This window comes from Xanthobacter tagetidis (assembly GCF_003667445.1).
In the GTDB taxonomy this organism is placed as follows: domain Bacteria; phylum Pseudomonadota; class Alphaproteobacteria; order Rhizobiales; family Xanthobacteraceae; genus Xanthobacter; species Xanthobacter tagetidis.
This window is the reverse complement of sequence record NZ_RCTF01000002.1, coordinates 126293-141827: the sequence shown is the minus strand read 5'-3', so window position 1 is coordinate 141827 and position 15535 is coordinate 126293. Positions and strand designations below refer to the sequence as shown.

Annotated in this window: 16 protein-coding genes; all 16 read left to right on the top strand. The window is 69.6% G+C overall.

The window, feature by feature from the left end:
* Positions 1-35: 35 nt before the first annotated feature.
* The 16 genes from D9R14_RS03485 (at position 36) to D9R14_RS03415 (ending at position 15511) form a co-directional block, all read left to right on the top strand.
* Positions 36-1115 (top strand): ABC transporter substrate-binding protein, encoded by a 1080-nt coding sequence (locus tag D9R14_RS03485; protein WP_121621922.1) that lies wholly within the window; start codon positions 36-38, stop codon positions 1113-1115.
* Positions 1116-1151: 36 nt separating this feature from the next.
* Positions 1152-1610, top strand: coding sequence for a cupin domain-containing protein (locus tag D9R14_RS03480; RefSeq protein WP_121621921.1), 459 nt, complete (start codon positions 1152-1154; stop codon positions 1608-1610).
* A 10-nt stretch (positions 1611-1620) separates the two neighbouring features.
* Positions 1621-2457: an ABC transporter ATP-binding protein gene (locus tag D9R14_RS03475; protein ID WP_121621920.1), complete on the top strand. Its 837-nt coding sequence runs from the start codon at positions 1621-1623 to the stop codon at positions 2455-2457.
* Positions 2454-3287 carry an ABC transporter permease gene (locus tag D9R14_RS03470; protein WP_121621919.1) on the top strand — a complete coding sequence of 278 codons (834 nt, stop codon included), beginning with the start codon at positions 2454-2456 and terminating at the stop codon, positions 3285-3287. The genes D9R14_RS03475 and D9R14_RS03470 overlap by 4 nt, the downstream gene beginning before the upstream one ends.
* Positions 3284-4087 carry an ABC transporter permease gene (locus D9R14_RS03465; RefSeq protein WP_121621918.1) on the top strand — a complete coding sequence of 268 codons (804 nt, stop codon included), beginning with the start codon at positions 3284-3286 and terminating at the stop codon, positions 4085-4087. Before D9R14_RS03470 ends, D9R14_RS03465 begins: the two co-directional genes overlap by 4 nt.
* Positions 4088-4089: 2 nt before the next feature.
* Positions 4090-4452, top strand: a complete 363-nt coding sequence (locus D9R14_RS23020; RefSeq protein WP_170168473.1) for a hypothetical protein — start codon at positions 4090-4092, stop codon at positions 4450-4452.
* The gene (locus D9R14_RS03460) at positions 4449-5642 is read left to right on the top strand and encodes an MFS transporter (RefSeq protein ID WP_170168472.1); all 1194 of its coding nucleotides are present in this window, start codon (positions 4449-4451) and stop codon (positions 5640-5642) included. The genes D9R14_RS23020 and D9R14_RS03460 overlap by 4 nt, the downstream gene beginning before the upstream one ends.
* A complete protein-coding gene (locus tag D9R14_RS03455; RefSeq protein ID WP_121621916.1) occupies positions 5639-6487 on the top strand; it encodes an amidohydrolase family protein in 849 nt (282 codons plus the stop codon). The genes D9R14_RS03460 and D9R14_RS03455 overlap by 4 nt, the downstream gene beginning before the upstream one ends.
* Before the next feature lie 22 nt (positions 6488-6509).
* Positions 6510-6836 carry a Dabb family protein gene (locus D9R14_RS03450; protein WP_121621915.1) on the top strand — a complete coding sequence of 109 codons (327 nt, stop codon included), beginning with the start codon at positions 6510-6512 and terminating at the stop codon, positions 6834-6836.
* A 400-nt stretch (positions 6837-7236) separates the two neighbouring features.
* Positions 7237-8487, top strand: a complete 1251-nt coding sequence (locus tag D9R14_RS03445) for an ABC transporter substrate-binding protein (protein WP_121621914.1) — start codon at positions 7237-7239, stop codon at positions 8485-8487.
* A 159-nt stretch (positions 8488-8646) separates the two neighbouring features.
* On the top strand, positions 8647-9501 hold the full coding sequence (locus D9R14_RS03440; RefSeq protein WP_121621913.1) for a helix-turn-helix transcriptional regulator: 855 nt from the start codon (positions 8647-8649) through the stop codon (positions 9499-9501).
* Positions 9494-10504: a branched-chain amino acid ABC transporter permease gene (locus tag D9R14_RS03435; RefSeq protein ID WP_121621912.1), complete on the top strand. Its 1011-nt coding sequence runs from the start codon at positions 9494-9496 to the stop codon at positions 10502-10504. Before D9R14_RS03440 ends, D9R14_RS03435 begins: the two co-directional genes overlap by 8 nt.
* Before the next feature lies 1 nt (position 10505).
* Positions 10506-11603, top strand: coding sequence for a branched-chain amino acid ABC transporter permease (locus D9R14_RS03430; protein ID WP_121621911.1), 1098 nt, complete (start codon positions 10506-10508; stop codon positions 11601-11603).
* Positions 11604-11611: 8 nt separating this feature from the next.
* Positions 11612-12412: an ABC transporter ATP-binding protein gene (locus D9R14_RS03425; RefSeq protein ID WP_121622099.1), complete on the top strand. Its 801-nt coding sequence runs from the start codon at positions 11612-11614 to the stop codon at positions 12410-12412.
* A complete protein-coding gene (locus D9R14_RS03420; RefSeq protein WP_121621910.1) occupies positions 12405-14669 on the top strand; it encodes an ABC transporter permease in 2265 nt (754 codons plus the stop codon). Before D9R14_RS03425 ends, D9R14_RS03420 begins: the two co-directional genes overlap by 8 nt.
* Positions 14666-15511 carry a phosphoenolpyruvate hydrolase family protein gene (locus D9R14_RS03415; RefSeq protein ID WP_121621909.1) on the top strand — a complete coding sequence of 282 codons (846 nt, stop codon included), beginning with the start codon at positions 14666-14668 and terminating at the stop codon, positions 15509-15511. Before D9R14_RS03420 ends, D9R14_RS03415 begins: the two co-directional genes overlap by 4 nt.
* Positions 15512-15535 lie beyond the last annotated feature (24 nt).

The window sequence follows — 15535 nt, the reverse complement described above, 5'->3', positions numbered from 1 at the left end:
AAGAAGAAACGCGGCCGCAACACAGGGAGGAGTTCATGAAGCACGCCACGAGGTGGGCTTGCGCCCTCGCATCCGCGGTCGCCGTCGCGTTCGCCGCTCCCGCTGCCCTCGCCCAGCAGCAGAAGGCGAAGGAGGTGGTGTTCGTCCTCGGCAACAATCTGTTCAGCGTGCCCGCCTTCGTCGCCGTGGAAAACGGCTACTGGGCCAAGCGCGGCCTCAATGTGCGCCTGAAGCTGGTGGCGAGCGGGCGCGAGATCACCCAGGCGCTCAATGCCGGCGAGGCGCAGCTCGGCGGCGCCAACATGGGCACCACCACAGCCAGCGCCCGCGCCAGCGGCAACATGATCAAGGGCGTGATCCCCTATTACAACGACGCCGCCTTCATCGCGGTGGCGGGCGGACGCGGCATCGTCGGCCGCGCCGACCGGGGCATCACCAAGGACCCGAAGTCGTTCGTGGGCAAGAAGGTGGGCAGCCTCGCCGGCTCGACGCAGGAGGTCTATCTGCGCGAGTTCCTCGCCGGAGGCGGCGTCGACATCAAGCAGCTCCAGGTGGTCAATGTGCCGGTGCCGGACATGCCCATCTCGCTCTCGCAGGGCGTGGTCGACGCCACCGTGCCGTGGGAGCCCTATCTCTCGCAGAGCGTGCGCGAGCTCGGCCCCAACGCGGTCGTGGTGAGCCGCGGCGCGCCCGGCCTCGTTGCCGACGTGATCGGCGTGCTCGCCAACGAGAAGTACATCGCGGAGAACAAGGCGCTGCTGGAGACCTTTGCGCTCGGCCTCGCCGAGGCCACCCAGTTCGTGCGCAAGAACCCCGGGGAGGCGGCGAAGATCGCCACCTACCATCTCGACGGCCTCAACCTCGCCGATGCGGCCGAGGGCATCAAGCACATGGCGTGGGACCCGCGCATCTCGCTGTGCACCGAGGACGGCCTGCTGAAGACCGGCAACGAGATGGTGACGAAGGGTCTCATCAAGACCAACGCCTTCACCTCGGCGAACGACTTCGCGGAAACCTCCATCCTCAAGAAGGTGGAGAAGGAAAATCCCCAGTTCTTCGCCGATCTGCCGCCGCTGCCGGAAAAGCTTTCCGACTGCAAGGGCGCGCTGAAGTAATCCCCCTCGAACGAACGAGCATCCAGGAGCGTCACCATGGTTCCCTTCGACAAGCAGCAGGTCACGGTCGTGCGCCAGAGCAAGATCGGCACCGACACCACCTACGAGCCGCCGCTGCGCATCGGCTTCGGCATCTCCGACAAGACCGTCGATAGCCCCAACGCCACGATGGGCCGGACCATCCTCGTGCCCGGCGCCGGGCCGAACCCGACCCACTACCACGCCTCAAACGACGTGGTCTGGTACATCCTCTACGGCAAGATCAAGCTGTGGTACGCGCGCTCGGACGCCTCCGACCGCAAGGAAGTGATCCTGGAGGGCGGCGACTTCGCCTATGTGCCGGCGGGCGCCATCCACGTCATCGCCAATGCCTCGCAGACCGAGGAGGCCTCGCTCATCTTCTGCTACATCGGCGTGCCCAGCACCGATGCGGCGGAGACGGTGTGGTTGACCGAGGACGGCACCCGCCGCCTGCCCGCCAAAGAACCTGCGTGAGGCCGCCGCCATGGACGCGACCTCCCCGGACAAGATCATCGTCGAGGGCTTCCAGCACTTCTTCGAGACCGCGGACGGTCCCGTCCAGGCGACGGGACTGATCGACCTGAAGATCCCCGCCGCAGAGTTCGTCACGCTGGTGGGGCCGTCGGGCTGCGGCAAGACCACCCTGCTCAAGGCCATCGCCGGCTTCATCACGCCGACGCGCGGGCGGATCGTCTGCGACGGCAAGACCGTCACCGGCCCCGGCCGCGACCGCGGCGTGGTGTTCCAGGAACTCGCCATCCTGCCCTGGCGCACGGTGCGGCGGAACATCGGCCACGGCCTGGAGATCGCCGGCGTGCCGAAGGCGGAGCGCGAGCGCACGGTCGCGCGCCTCGTCGCGCTCACCGGCCTGAAGGGCTTCGAGGACCGCTATCCGCACGAACTGTCCGGCGGCATGCGCCAGCGCGTGGCGGTGGCGCGCACCTGGGCCGCCGACCCGGACATCATCCTGATGGACGAGCCGTTCGCTGCGGTGGACGCGATGACGCGCCTGACGCTTCAGGAGGAACTGGCGAGCCTCACCTTCAGCACCCGCAAGACCGTGTTCTTCATCACCCACTCGGTGGACGAGGCGGTGTTCCTCGCCGACCGGGTGCTGGTGATGAGCAAGCGGCCCGGCCGCATCAAGGCCAGCATCGAGGTGCCGCGCCGCAAGGCCGGCGGGCGCGACTGGGAGAGCTTCACCACCGACCCCGAGATGCAGGCCATCTGCGAGCAGGTGCTGCGCCTCGTGCGCGACGAGCGCATGGACGGCGCCGCGCGCCCCGGCGAAACCCCCGACCCGCTCAAGGAGGCGTCATGACCATGACAGCCGTCTCGGCGCCCGCCGCCGCCGGCGCGCCGCCCCGGCGGCCCTCGCCCCTGGCATCCGGCCTGCTCGGCGCGGGCAAATTCCTTGCCCCGTTCGCCGCCGTGGTGGCGCTGTGGTGGGCGATCAAGGCCGGCTTCGACCTGCCGGACCGAATTCTGGTCTCACCCTACCAGGTGCTCGTCACCTTCTGGAACCTGCTCTCCCGCGGCGTGCTGGCCGACTATGCCGCCACCAGCCTCTACCAGATCGGCGTCGCCGTGGTGGTGTCGGCGGTGGTGGGCATCCCGCTCGGCTTCGCCATCGGCTCCAATGCCTATGTCGCGCGGGCGCTGGGGCTGTTCCTGCGCTTCTTCCAGGGCGTGTCGGGCATCTCCTGGCTGCCGCTCGCCATCATCTGGTTCGGCTTCACCGACACCACGGTGCAGGTGATCGTGGTCTACACGCTCGTCGTCCCGGTCATCTTCAACACCATGCTGGGCGTGCGCGCGATCCCCCCCAGCTATGCGCTCGCCTTGCGCTCGCTCGGGGCCGGCACGTTCCGGGTCGTGAAGGACGTCTATCTGCCCGGCGCGCTGCCGAGCATCGTCGTCGGCCTGCGGCTCGGCATGGGCTATGGCTGGCGCGCGCTGATCGCCGCCGAGATGCTGATCCGCCAGGGCGGGCTCGGCGACCTGATCTTCGGCGCCCGCACCTTCGGCCAGATCGACCGCATCATCTGCGGCATGATCGCCATCGGCGTCCTCTACGTGGTGGTGGACCGCCTGATCGTGCAGCCGATCGAGAACCTTACCGTCGCCCGCTGGGGAGTGCTGCGCAAATGAGCGATGCCAAGCCCGTCCGCACCGACACTCTCACCTGGAAGCTGCTGCCGGCGCTGCCCTTCGTGGCGCTCATCGCCGGCTGGAGCATCTACTGGCTCATCGCCCGCCCGCCGGTGGGCACGCTGCCGCCCGCCTGGGCCGTCACCGAGGCGCTGTGGCAACTGGCGGCGGACGGCGAGCTGCTCCAGAACACCCTGGCGAGCCTCGGCCGCCTCCTGCTCGGCACCACCGTGGGTGTCGTCACCGGCGTCGTCGGCGGCTTCCTTGTCGGCCTCAACCGGCGCGCCGCCGACTTCCTCAACCCGCTGGTGGTGTTCTTCAACGCCATTTCCGGCATCGTCTGGCTGCCGCTGATGATCGGGTGGCTCGGCATCGGCACGGCGCTGGTGGTGTTCCTGATCTGGAACACGGTGTTCTTCCTCGTCTTCCAGAACACCGTGCTGGGCGTGCGCCTCGTTCCACCGGTGCTGGAGCAAAGCGTGGAGACGCTGGGCGGCAGCCGGCTCCACATCATCCTCAACGTGACGCTGCCCGGCGCCCTGCCCTACATCCTCTCCGGCATCCGCTCCGGGCTCGGCTTCGGCTGGCGCGCGCTGATCGCCGCCGAGCTGGTGGGGGCGACGGTGGGCCTCGGCCAGATGATCTTCCGCGCCGCGGAGTTCCACCGCGCCGACATCATCATCGCCGGCTGCCTGGTGATCGGCCTGCTGGGCGTGCTGATGGACCGCTATCTGCTGGCGCCGATCGAGAAGCACACCATCGAGCGGTGGGGCCTCGTCACGCCGAGCCGGGGGATCTAGCCATGGCCGACACCCCTTCCCCCGCCGCCGTCGGATCCGGCCGCCGCGGCCTCAATCCGGACCTGCTCAAGCTCGCTTTGGGCATCGCCATCGTCGCCGGCACGCTCTGGGGCCAGCAGGCTGTTGGCTTCCTCACGCGGGAGAGCCGCATCGACCCCAAGGTGCCGCGCGCGGGACTGGTGGACGTGGTGGCGGTGGTGGGCTTCGAGCCCGAGCGCTTCCACAACGAGCGCCTCGCCACCTACGGCATGTTCTCCGGCCGCGACGGCTCCCTGAAGCGCATCCGCCTCAGGCAGGTCTCGCAGGATCAGCTTGTCGGCCTCGCCAGCCTGCCCTGGATCGACAAGGTGGAGCCGCTGAGGTGAGCAGCGCTGAGGACGAGGAACGGCCGGGCCGCGCGCTCGCGCTCGCGGTGGCGGCGCAGACGCTCGGCGCGCTGCCGGTGTTCCTCACGGGCGCTCTGGCACCCCTCGCCTTGCCCGAACTGGGCATGGACGCGGTAGGCCTCGGCGCCGCCGCCGGCATCTTCTATGCCGCGTCCGCCATCGGCTCGGCGCTGCTCGGCCCGCTCGCCGACACGCTCGGCACCTGGCGCGCCACCCGTTCGGGGCTGATGATCACGGTCCTGGCGTCGGGCGGCATCGCCCTGTTCGCGACTTCGGCGATTTCGCTCTCCGCCTGGCTGGTGGTGGCGGGCCTCGCCAACGGCTGGATCCAGCCGTCCACGAACCTCGCCGTCGCGCGCTTCCGCTGGCAGGGGCTGGGCTTCGGCATCAAGCAGTCGTCCATCCCCATCGCCACGCTCGCGGCGGGGTTCGCCGTGCCGGCCGTGGGCCTCACGCTCGGCTGGCGCTTCGCCTTCGGCATCGGCTGCGCGGCGGCGCTCGGCCTGGTCGCGATCCTCCCGCGCGGCGCGCCGGCGAGGGGTACCGGCGGCCCCGTGCGTCACAAGCGGCGCGAAGGCTCGTCGCTGGCAACCCTGCTGGTGCTTGGGGCCATGTCCGGGCTCGGCGCGGGCAGCGCCAACGCGATGGCAACCTTCCTAGTGCCCTCCGTGACGGCGGACGGTCATTCGGCGGCCGTCGGCGGGCTGGTGGTCGCGCTCGGCAGCGTGGTGTCCGTGGCGACCCGCCTCGCCTTCGGCTTCTGGGTGGATCGCCGGCCGTTCGCGCCGCTGCCCGTGGTGGCGCTCTTGTTTGTGGGCGGGGCGGCCGGCTATGCCCTGCTTGCGCTCGGCAACGGGCTGGTGCCGGCGATGGTCGGCACCGCGCTCGGCTTCGGCCTCGGCTGGGGCTGGTCCGGCCTGTCGCTGCTCGCGGTGGTGCGCGCCAATTCCCGTTCGGCGGGCGCCGCCACCGGCATTACCCAGGCGGGCGTGTTCGCCGGCGCCATCTTCGGCCCGCTCGTGTTCGGCCTCGTGGTCGCCCACGCCTCGTTCGGCGCCGCCTGGCTGACGGCAGCGGCCATGGCGCTCGCGGCGGCAGCCTGCGCGCTCGTCGGGCACCGCCTTCTCGACCGTGACTTACCCCGCTGCCCGGAGGCAGGACCCGCATGAGTACCATCGACGCCCATCAGCACTTCTGGTGGATGGACCGCCGGCCCCATTCCTGGCCGCCCGCGGCCCGCGCGACGCTTGATACCGACTACACCCCGGACGATCTCGCCGGCGCCATGGCCGCGGCGGGGGTCGACGGCACCGTGCTCATGCAATCGCTCAACAACGGCGACGAGACCGACGAGTATCTCGACCTTGCGGACGCAACGCCCTGGATCGTCGGCGTGGTCGGATGGCTGCCGCTGCGCGATCCCGAGGCCACCGGCCGGACGCTCGCGCGCCTTGCCCACCGTCCCAAGCTGGTGGGCATGCGCCATCTGATCAATTTCGAGCCCGATCCCCATTGGCTCCTGGCGCCCGAAGTGCAGGAGGCCGTGGGTCTCGTCGCCGCGGCGGGCCTCGTGTTCGACGCGGTGCCGAACGATGCGGAGCGGTTTGCGGCCGTGCTCTCCACCGCCGAGCGCTACCCGAACATGCCCGTGGTGCTGGACCATCTCGCCCGTCCGCCGGTCGGCGGTGGCGATGAAGCCGCCTGGCGCGCCATGATCGACCGGGCGGCGGCACTGCCCAACGTCGCCATCAAGCTCTCGGTGGGGCTCGACGTGGTGCTGGCCTGGCGCTGGCGAACCGACGACGTGCGGCCCTTCGCGGAGCATGTGCTTGCCCGCTTCGGCCCCGCGCGCGTGATGGCGGCGAGCAACTGGCCGGTGAGCCTTCTCGGCGGGTCGTACGGCGAGATCTGGTCCGGCATCGCCGATATCGTCGCCCGCTTCGATCCCGCCGCGGTCCCCGCCGTCATGGGCGGGACCTGCCGGCGCATCTTCCGCCTTCCCGCTCTTTCCTGACCCTCAGAAACCGGAGAAAACGATGTTCCGCCACATGGCCATCCTGAAGTTCAAGCCCGACGCCGACCCCAAGGCGGTGGAGCGCTATTTCGCCAACTTCCCGAAGCTCGCCACCAGCCTCCCGGTGATCAAGAACTGGTACATCGGCGCCAATGAGGGCGCGGGCGGGGAATCCCACGTCAAGCGCCACAACTTCCGGCCCAATTACGATGTCGGCCTGGTGCTGGAGTTCGACGACGCCGACGGCTACCTGAAATATGCGGAATCACCGGAGCATCAGGCCTTCTTCGAGGAATTCTGCACGCCGATCTTCGCCGAGCGCGTGGTGGTGCAGTTCCACCCCTCCTGACCTGACCACCGGGTCCCGACCGGGCCAAGGTCCTGAAACCGCACGGTTCGACCAACCTTGAGCTTGAGCATGCGGCGCTCACGTAACGGTGAGCGCCGACAGGCTTTCGCTGCCCCATGGGAATTGCGCGCGGTGGTAAGTCCCGGCGAGGGATACAGCCGCATCTTGATAAATTCCATGAATAACAATGTGCTAGCGCGACCGGATGCGACCGCCCTTCGGCCGCGGAAAGGGCCGATCTGCGCCATTCCAACCGTTTTAAAAGCAGACCCTCGGCAATGCCGACGATCTTGGCAGCCTATCGGCCTATGCTAGCTTTCCCCTAGGGCGGATCAAAGAAATCCGCCACCGGCACCGCCGTGAACAACAATCGGCGCGGCCGTAAAGGGAGGAATATGCTATGCGCAAGGCGCTCCTTGCCGCCGCTTTGGCGTGCGGATATTGCTTGGCCGCCGGACCGGGCCTGGCTCAGGAAAAACTGAAGATTGGCGTGTTGGCGACGCTCTCGGGCGCGCTGACCTCCGGCGGCGAAGACGGCGTCCGCGGCGTGCAGATCGCCGCCAAGGAAGCCGGTAACAAGATCGCCGGCAAGGAAATCGAGATCATCGTCGCCCCGACGGACGCGAGCCCGGATTCCGCGCTGCGCGCCGCCCGCAAGCTGGTCGAGCAGGACAAGGTGCAGCTCATCATCGGCCCGCTCTCCGGGTCCGAGGGCATCGCCATGCGCGACTACAGCAAGACCGTGCCGAACCTCGTGATGATCAACGGCTCGTCCGGCGCGCTCGAGACCACCTTCGTCAATCCCTCGCCGAACTTCTTCCGCTTCAACAGCGACGGCGCCATGTGGATGGCCGGCCTCGGCGAGTATGTCTTCAAGGACAAGGGCTACAAGAAGATCGCCATCATCGGCGAGGACTACTCGTTCCCCTACACGCAGGTGTTCGGCTTCGTGCTGGGCTACTGCAAGGCCGGCGGCGAGATCGTCCAGCGCCAGTGGGTGCCGCTCGGCACCAAGGACTTCGGCTCGGTGATCGCCAACATCCCGGACGACGTGGATGCCGTGTGGCTCGGCCTCGGCGGCGGCGATTCCGTGAACTTCCTCAACCAGTACAGCCAGACCGGCGGCAAGGCGAAGTTCATCGGCGGCTCCATCATGGTGGACCAGACCGTGCTGTCCTCGCGCGGCGCCGCCAAGAAGTTGCTGGTGGGCACCCCCTCGTCCGGCGGCGTCGCCGACGCGTGGGACGACCCGCGCTGGAAGGCCTGGGTGAAGACCTACCAGGACGCCTTCCCGGCGGACAAGCGCTTCGCCAGCCCGTCGCTGTTCGCCACCAACTACTACAACGCGTTCAACGCGCTGAAGCAGGGGATGGAGAAGGTCAACGGCGACATCTCCGACGGCGGCGCCAAGCTGCGGGCGGAGCTGGCCAAGCTCGAGCTCGACGCGCCGAACGGCAAGATCAAGCTCGACGAGAACCGCCAGGCGATCGCCAACACCTTCATCACCGAGGTGGCGGAACTGCCGAACGGCGACCTCACCAACAAGTTCGTGAAGGTGGTGCCCAACGTCAACCAGACGCTCGGCCTGACCCCCGAGCAGTTCAAGGCGGTGGGCCTGCCCTCGCGGACCAATCCCGAGTGCAAGCGGTAATCGCCGCGCAACTCTGAGAGACCGGGGCGAGATGACGATGCTCCCCCAACCGACCGAAGTTCCAAACCGGTTCCCGGCGTCGCGCCCCTCGCGCGACGCATCGGGCGGGGCTTGCCCGAAGCGGCAGGCCCCCGGCCGGAGAAAGCCACGCGAGGAACCATGAGTCGCGCTGTCGCGGTCTGCCACGGTCCCTTCGGCCGGGTGTCGATCTACCAACTCGACCGCCCCCTGGTGCTTCATGCCCATCGCGAAGCCCACCTGATCTTCTATCTCGAAGGCGCCCATGGCCTCGTCACCGTCAGCGGCCAGGAGGTGCGCATCGACCCCTTCATGGGCGTCGCCATCAATCCCTGGGAGCCGCACAATTTCCATCCCGACCGGCTCGGCTGCTCCGGCCTGTTCCTCGTGGTCTACCTGCGGCCGGAATGGCTGCGGGCGCAGACCATGACCCCCACCGGTGGCCGCGCATTCCCCGCCTCGGCGCTGGTGGTGACGCGCGAACTGGCGGCCTGGCGGGACAAGGCGGTGGACATGCTGCTGTCCAGCCACCGCGAACTGACGCTGGCGCCGGTGCTCATGGCGCTCGCCCAGGCATCGAGCGAGCCAATCGGCCCGGATCTCGTCGCCTCGCTGCTGCACCAGTCCGCCGACGGCGCTCTCGACAAGCGGGTGGCGCGCGCCTGCCGGCTGCTGGAGGAGCACCCGTCCTACGAGGGCGTGCTCGCCTGCGTGGCCCGCGAGGCCGGGCTCTCACGGGCGCATTTCTTCAAGCTGTTCCGCGAGCAGGTGGGCGTGACGCCCTCGGTGTTCGCCAACACGGTGCGGCTCGACGCGGCGCTGGAGCGCATTGTGCGCTCGAACGACCCGGTCAAGCTCATCGGCCACCGCATCGGCTTCTCGTGCCAGAGCGTCTTCACCCGCTTCTTCACCGCGCACATGGGTATGTCGCCCAGCGACTACCGCCGCGCGCTGCGCCTCGTCGCGCCGCAGATGCCGGAGCTGCGTCATGGGTGACTTCATCGCCCGCCGGCCCATCTGGTCGTTCCTCATCATCGTGTTCGCCGCGATCCTTTTGTGGCTGGTGTTCGCCGTTTGGCCGCCGGCGCTGGAGGCGTCGCTCGGCCGCAAGCGCGTGTTCCTGAGCGCCCTGTTCAACGGCATCACGCTCGGCGCGCTCTATTTCCTGGTGGCGAGCGGCTTCACGCTGATCTTCGGCCTGATGCGCAACGTGAACCTCGCGCACGGCTCGCTGTATCTGATGGGCGGCTATATCGGCTACAGCATCGGCGAGTTGACCGGCTCCTGGCTGGTGGCGCTGCTCATCGCCTTCCTGGTGGTGGCGGTGGTGGGCATCCTCATGCAGGTGCTGCTGTTCCGCTGGATGGAGGGGCAGGACCTGCGCCAGACGCTGGTCACCATCGGCCTCTCCATCATCTTCGCCGACCTGCTGCTGTGGTCCTACGGCGGCGACACCTTCCAGGTCACCACGCCGGAATGGCTGTCCGGGCCGGTGGAACTGCCCTTCATCGTCGGGCTGCGCAGCAGCGGCGAGGCGGTGATGATGAACTATCCGCTGGTGCGCATCGCCATCCTGTTCGGCGCCATCGTGGTCGGCATCGCCATGTGGCTGGCGCTCAACCGCACGCGGGTCGGCATGCTGGTGCGGGCCGGCGTCGACGACCGCGACATGCTCTCGGCCACCGGCGTGCGGGTGCAACTGGTGTTCATCACCGTGTTCGCCTTCGGCGCCGGCCTCGCGGGGCTCGCCGGGGTGGTGGGCGGCACCTTCCAGTCGCTCCAGCCGGGCGAGGACATCAAGATCCTCCTCTCCTCGCTGGTGGTGGTGATCGTCGGCGGCATGGGATCCATTCCCGGCGCCGCCATGGGAGCGCTCATCGTCGGCCTCGCCGAGCAGTTCGGCTCGGTCTACATGCCCACCTATGCGGTGATGCTGACCTTCGTCATCATGGTCGCAGTGCTCGCGATCCGGCCCGAGGGCCTGGCGGCGAGGCGCTGACATGGCCATCGCCGAACACCCTTCCGCCTACCCCGCGCGCCGGCCGGACCGCCTCGGCGCGGCGATCGCCCGGCAGGGCACCGCCTTCTGGGTCGCGGCCGCCCTGCTGCTGCTGATGCCGCTGCTGGTCTCCTCGTTCTGGCTGGTGCAGATCCTCGCCTACGCGATGATCCTCGGCATGATCGCCCTGAGCCTCATGTTCCTCGCCGGCTATGGCGGCATCGTCAGCCTGGTGCAGATGACGGTGGCGGCGCTGGCGGGCTACGTGGTCGCCATCTTCGGGCACAGCGCCATCACCCAGATCAGCCTCGGCTGGCCGTGGTGGGCGGCGGTGATCGTGGCGGTGCTCATCGCCACCGCGTTCGGCACGCTGAGCGGCGCGCTCTCGGTGCGGACCGAGGGCATCTACACCATCATGATCACCCTCGCGATCGCGTCGGCGTTCTACTACCTGACCCTCCAGAACTACACGGTCTTCAACGGCTTCAGCGGCTTCAACGGGATCACGCCGCCGGTCTTCCTGGGCGTCGACTGGGGCGAGAACATCCCGTTCTACTATCTGGTCCTCGGCTGCTCCGCCCTCGCCTGCTGGGCCGTGGTCTACGTGGCGCGCGCGCCGTTCGGCCTCGCCCTCCAGGGCACCCGGGACAATCCGCGGCGCATGGCGGCGCTGGGCTTCGACGTCACCGCCCACAAGATCGCCGCCTATGCCTTCGCCTCGGCCCTCGCCGCCTTCGCGGGGGTGCTCCTGGTGTGGTACCAGCGCCAGATCTCCCCCGGCACGGGCGGGGTCGGGCCGGTGGTGGACATCCTCATCATCGCCGTGGTGGGCGGTCTGTCGCGCCCCATCGGCCCGTTCATCGGCGCCCTCGTCTACGTGCTGCTGCGCACCTTCTCGCTCGATCTGCTCGAATGGGTCGGGCTCGACGGCAAGCGCTTCCAGCTGCTGATCGGACTCGGCTTCCTCGTCATCGTGCTGTTCTCGCCCGACGGGCTGATCGGCATCTGGCGCCGCATCACGGAGCGCGCCCGCCGCAGCCGCGAGGCACGCGCCGCGCAGATGCGCATCGGCGGCGACGCGCCGGGAGGCACGCCATGAGCCGCGCCATGAGCCGGGACTCAAGCCTCGCCGTCGCCAGCGAGCGGCTGGCGGCGGCCGGTTCCGCCAACGCGCTGGAGCTGCGCGGCGTCTCGCGCCTGTTCGGGGCACTGGCCGCGCTCTCGGACATCACCCTCTCCGTCCGCCCGGGCGAGCGGCGGGCCGTGCTCGGCTCCAACGGCGCCGGCAAGACCACGCTGTTCAACTGCATCACCGGCGACTTCCCGCCCACCTCCGGCATCATCCGCTTCTTCGGCGAGGACGTGACGGCCTTCCCGCCGCAGGAGCGCATCCGGCGCGGCCTCAGGCGCACCTACCAGATCTCCTCGCTGTTCACCGGCCTGTCGGTGCTGGACAATGTCTACCTCGCCTGCCGCGGGGTCTCCCGCAGCCGCTTCTCCCTGCTGCGCCCGCGCCGCGACGATGCGCTCATGGCCGCCGCCGAGGGCCTGGTGGAGGCGGTGCATCTCTCGGCCGTGCGCGACCAGCTTGTCGGCGAGCTGGCCTATGGCCAGCAACGGCAACTGGAGATCGCGCTCGCCCTGTCCGGGGCGCCGCGCTTCATCCTGTTCGACGAGCCGGCGGCGGGCCTCTCGCCGACCGAGCGGCGTGATCTGGTCCACATCCTCACCTCGCTGCCGGCGCATATCGGCTACATCATCATCGAGCACGACATGGACGTGGCGCTGCGCGTCGTCGAGAGCGTGACGATGATGCACAACGGCCGCATCTTCAAGGAAGGCCGGCCGGAAGAGATCGAGACCGATCCCGAGGTGCAGGAACTCTATCTCGGGGGTGGTCATGGCTGAGCGCCTGAAGGCCCCGCCGGCCGCCGGCGTGCCGATCCTGCAGATCGCCGGGCTCAACGTGTTCTACGGGCGCTCCCATGCGCTGCAGGGGGTCGACCTCACGCTGCAGCACGGCGTGCTGTCGGTGGTCGGCCGCAACGGCATGGGCAAGACCACCATGTGCAAGGCCATCATGGGCCTTGTGCCGATCAGTTCCGGCTCGATCCGCCTGTTCGGCGAGGAGATCGCCGGGCGATCGCCGGCCGAGGTGGCGCGGCTCGGCATCGGCTACGTGCCGCAGGGGCGCCGCCTGTGGCGCTCGCTGACCGTGGACGAGCACCTGCGCCTGATGCAGCGGGGCACGCGCGGCGCCTGGACGGTGGAGCGCATCTACGACGCCTTCCCGCGCCTCGCCGAGCGGCGCAGCAATGGCGGCGCGCAGCTCTCCGGCGGCGAGCAGCAGATGCTCGCCATCAGCCGCGCTCTGCTGCTCAATCCGCGCCTTCTGGTGATGGACGAGCCCACCGAGGGCCTCGCCCCGGTGATCGTCGCCCATGTGGAGGAGATGCTGGTCCGCCTCGCCGACCAGGGCGACGTCTCGATCCTGGTGATCGAGCAGAATATCGGCGTCGCGACCCAGATGTCGGACCCGGTGGCGATCATGGTCAACGGCCGCATCAACCGGGTGATCGCCTCGGCGACGCTGGCGGGCGACCGCGACCTCCAGCAGCGCCTGCTGGGCGTCGGCCGGCACGGCCACGACGAGACCGACGGCACGCCCGAGCCGGCCACCGGCGCCGCGCCCCGTGCCGAGGCCGCCGCCCCCACCGGGCCGATCCGGGTCTACAACGCCAATCCCGTCATTCCCACGCGCTGGTCCCAGCCGGTGCCGGCGGCGCGCATCGAGGCGCAGGCGCGCACCATCTCGCGTCCCGCGCTCGCCACCGTCGACGGGCGCCCGGCGGAGGTGCGGCCGCTGGCGGCCGCGGCGGCTGCGGCCGAGCCTTATGTGATCGTCGCCGGCACGCTCGACACCAAGGGCGACGAACTGCGCTTCATCCGCGACCTGATCCAGGCCGAGGGCCTGCGCACCCGCCTGGTAGACCTCTCCACCTCGGGCCGCAGCGCCGGCGGCGACGTGACGCCCCAGGAGGTCGCCCTCGCCCATCCGCGCGGCTCGGCCGGCATCGCCTCGGGCGACCGGGGCACGGCGGTGGCGGCCATGACCGAGGCCTTCAAGGCCTGGCTGCCGCGCCAGGAAGGCGTCGCCGGCATCATCTCCGCCGGCGGATCGGGCGCCACCGCCTTGGCGACGCCGGCCATGCAGGCGCTGCCGGTGGGCCTGCCCAAGCTCATGATCTCCACCATGGCCGCGGGCGACGTGCGCGCCTATGTGGGCGCCAGCGACATCACCATGATGCCCGCCGTCACCGACGTGCAGGGGCTCAACCGGGTCTCCCGCCTGGTGCTGGGGAACGGCGCCCGGGCGCTCGCCGCCATGGCGAAGGCGCGGCTCGCGGACCTGAGGCGCGAGGCGGCGCCGCGCGGCCCGGCGGCCGCGGCGCGCAACCCGGACAAGCCGCTGGTCGGCCTCACCATGTTCGGCGTGACCACGCCCTGCGTGCAGCAGGTGTCGAAGCTGATCGAGGCCGAGTGGGAGCCGCTGGTGTTCCATGCCACCGGCACCGGCGGCCGCGCCATGGAGAAGCTGGTGGACTCGGGCCTGCTCGGCGCGGTGATCGACCTCTCCACCACCGAGGTCTGCGACATGATGATGGGCGGCATCCTGCCCGCCACCGAGGACCGCTTCGGCGCCGTCATCCGCACTCGCATCCCCTATGTGGGCTCGGTGGGTGCGCTCGACATGGTGAACTTCGCCGCCCCCGACACGGTGCCCGAGCGCTACCGAACCCGCACGCTCTACCCCCACAATCCGCAGATCACGCTCATGCGCACCACGGCGGAGGAGAACGCCCGCATGGGCCGCTGGATCGGCGGCCGGCTCAACGAGATGGAAGGGCCGGTGCGCTTCCTGATCCCCGAGCGCGGCGTCTCGGCGCTCGATGCGCCCGGCCAGCCGTTCCACGATCCCGCGGCCGACGCGGCGCTGTTCCAGGCGCTGGCGGAGACCGTGCGCCCGGGCCCCAACCGGCAGCTCATCCGCCTGCCGCTCCACATCAACGATCCCGCCTTCGCCCAGGCCGTGGTGCAGCACTTCCGCGCGCTGCACCAGAGCCGCCGGCGCGAGCGGCCAGGACAGCGGCAGGCCACCCCATGAGCGTCCATCCGGCAACCCGGCTCGACAAAGCGGGCCTGCTCGCCCGGTTCCACGCCATGGCGGCCCGGGGCGAGCCCATCGTTGGCGGCGGCGCCGGCACCGGCCTGTCCGCCAAGTGCGAGGAGGCCGGCGGCATCGACCTCATCGTCATCTACAATTCCGGCCGCTACCGCATGGCGGGGCGCGGCTCGCTCTCCGGGCTCATGCCCTATGGCGACGCCAATGCCATCGTCATGGAGATGGCGGCGGAGGTGCTGCCGGTGGTGAAGTCGACGCCGGTGATCGCCGGCGTGTGCGGCACCGATCCGTTCCGGCGCATGGACGTGTTCCTGGACGAGGTGAAGCGCATCGGCTTCTCCGGCATCCAGAACTTCCCCACCGTGGGGCTCATCGACGGCACCTTCCGCAAGAACCTGGAAGAGACCGGCATGGGCTTCGCGCTGGAGGTGGACATGGTCGCCCGCGCCAACGCCAAGGGCCTCCTCACCACCCCGTACGTCTTCTGCGAGGAAGATGCGCGGGCGATGGCGCAGGCGGGGGCGGACATCATCGTCTGCCATCTCGGCCTCACCACGGGCGGCTCGATCGGCGCCGAGACGGCGCTGAAGCTGGCCGACTGCCCGGCGCGGGTGGACGCCTGGGCACAGGCGGCCCTCGCGGTGAAGCCGGACGCCCTGGTCCTGGTCCATGGCGGGCCGGTGGCGGAGCCGGCCGACGCCGACTTCATCATGAAGAACACGACGCACTGCCACGGCTTCTACGGCGCCTCCTCCATGGAGCGCCTGCCGGTGGAAATCGCCATCCGAGACCAGACGCGCGCCTTCAAGGCCATCAGCCGCTGAGCGCCGACCAACGCGCCGGCCCTT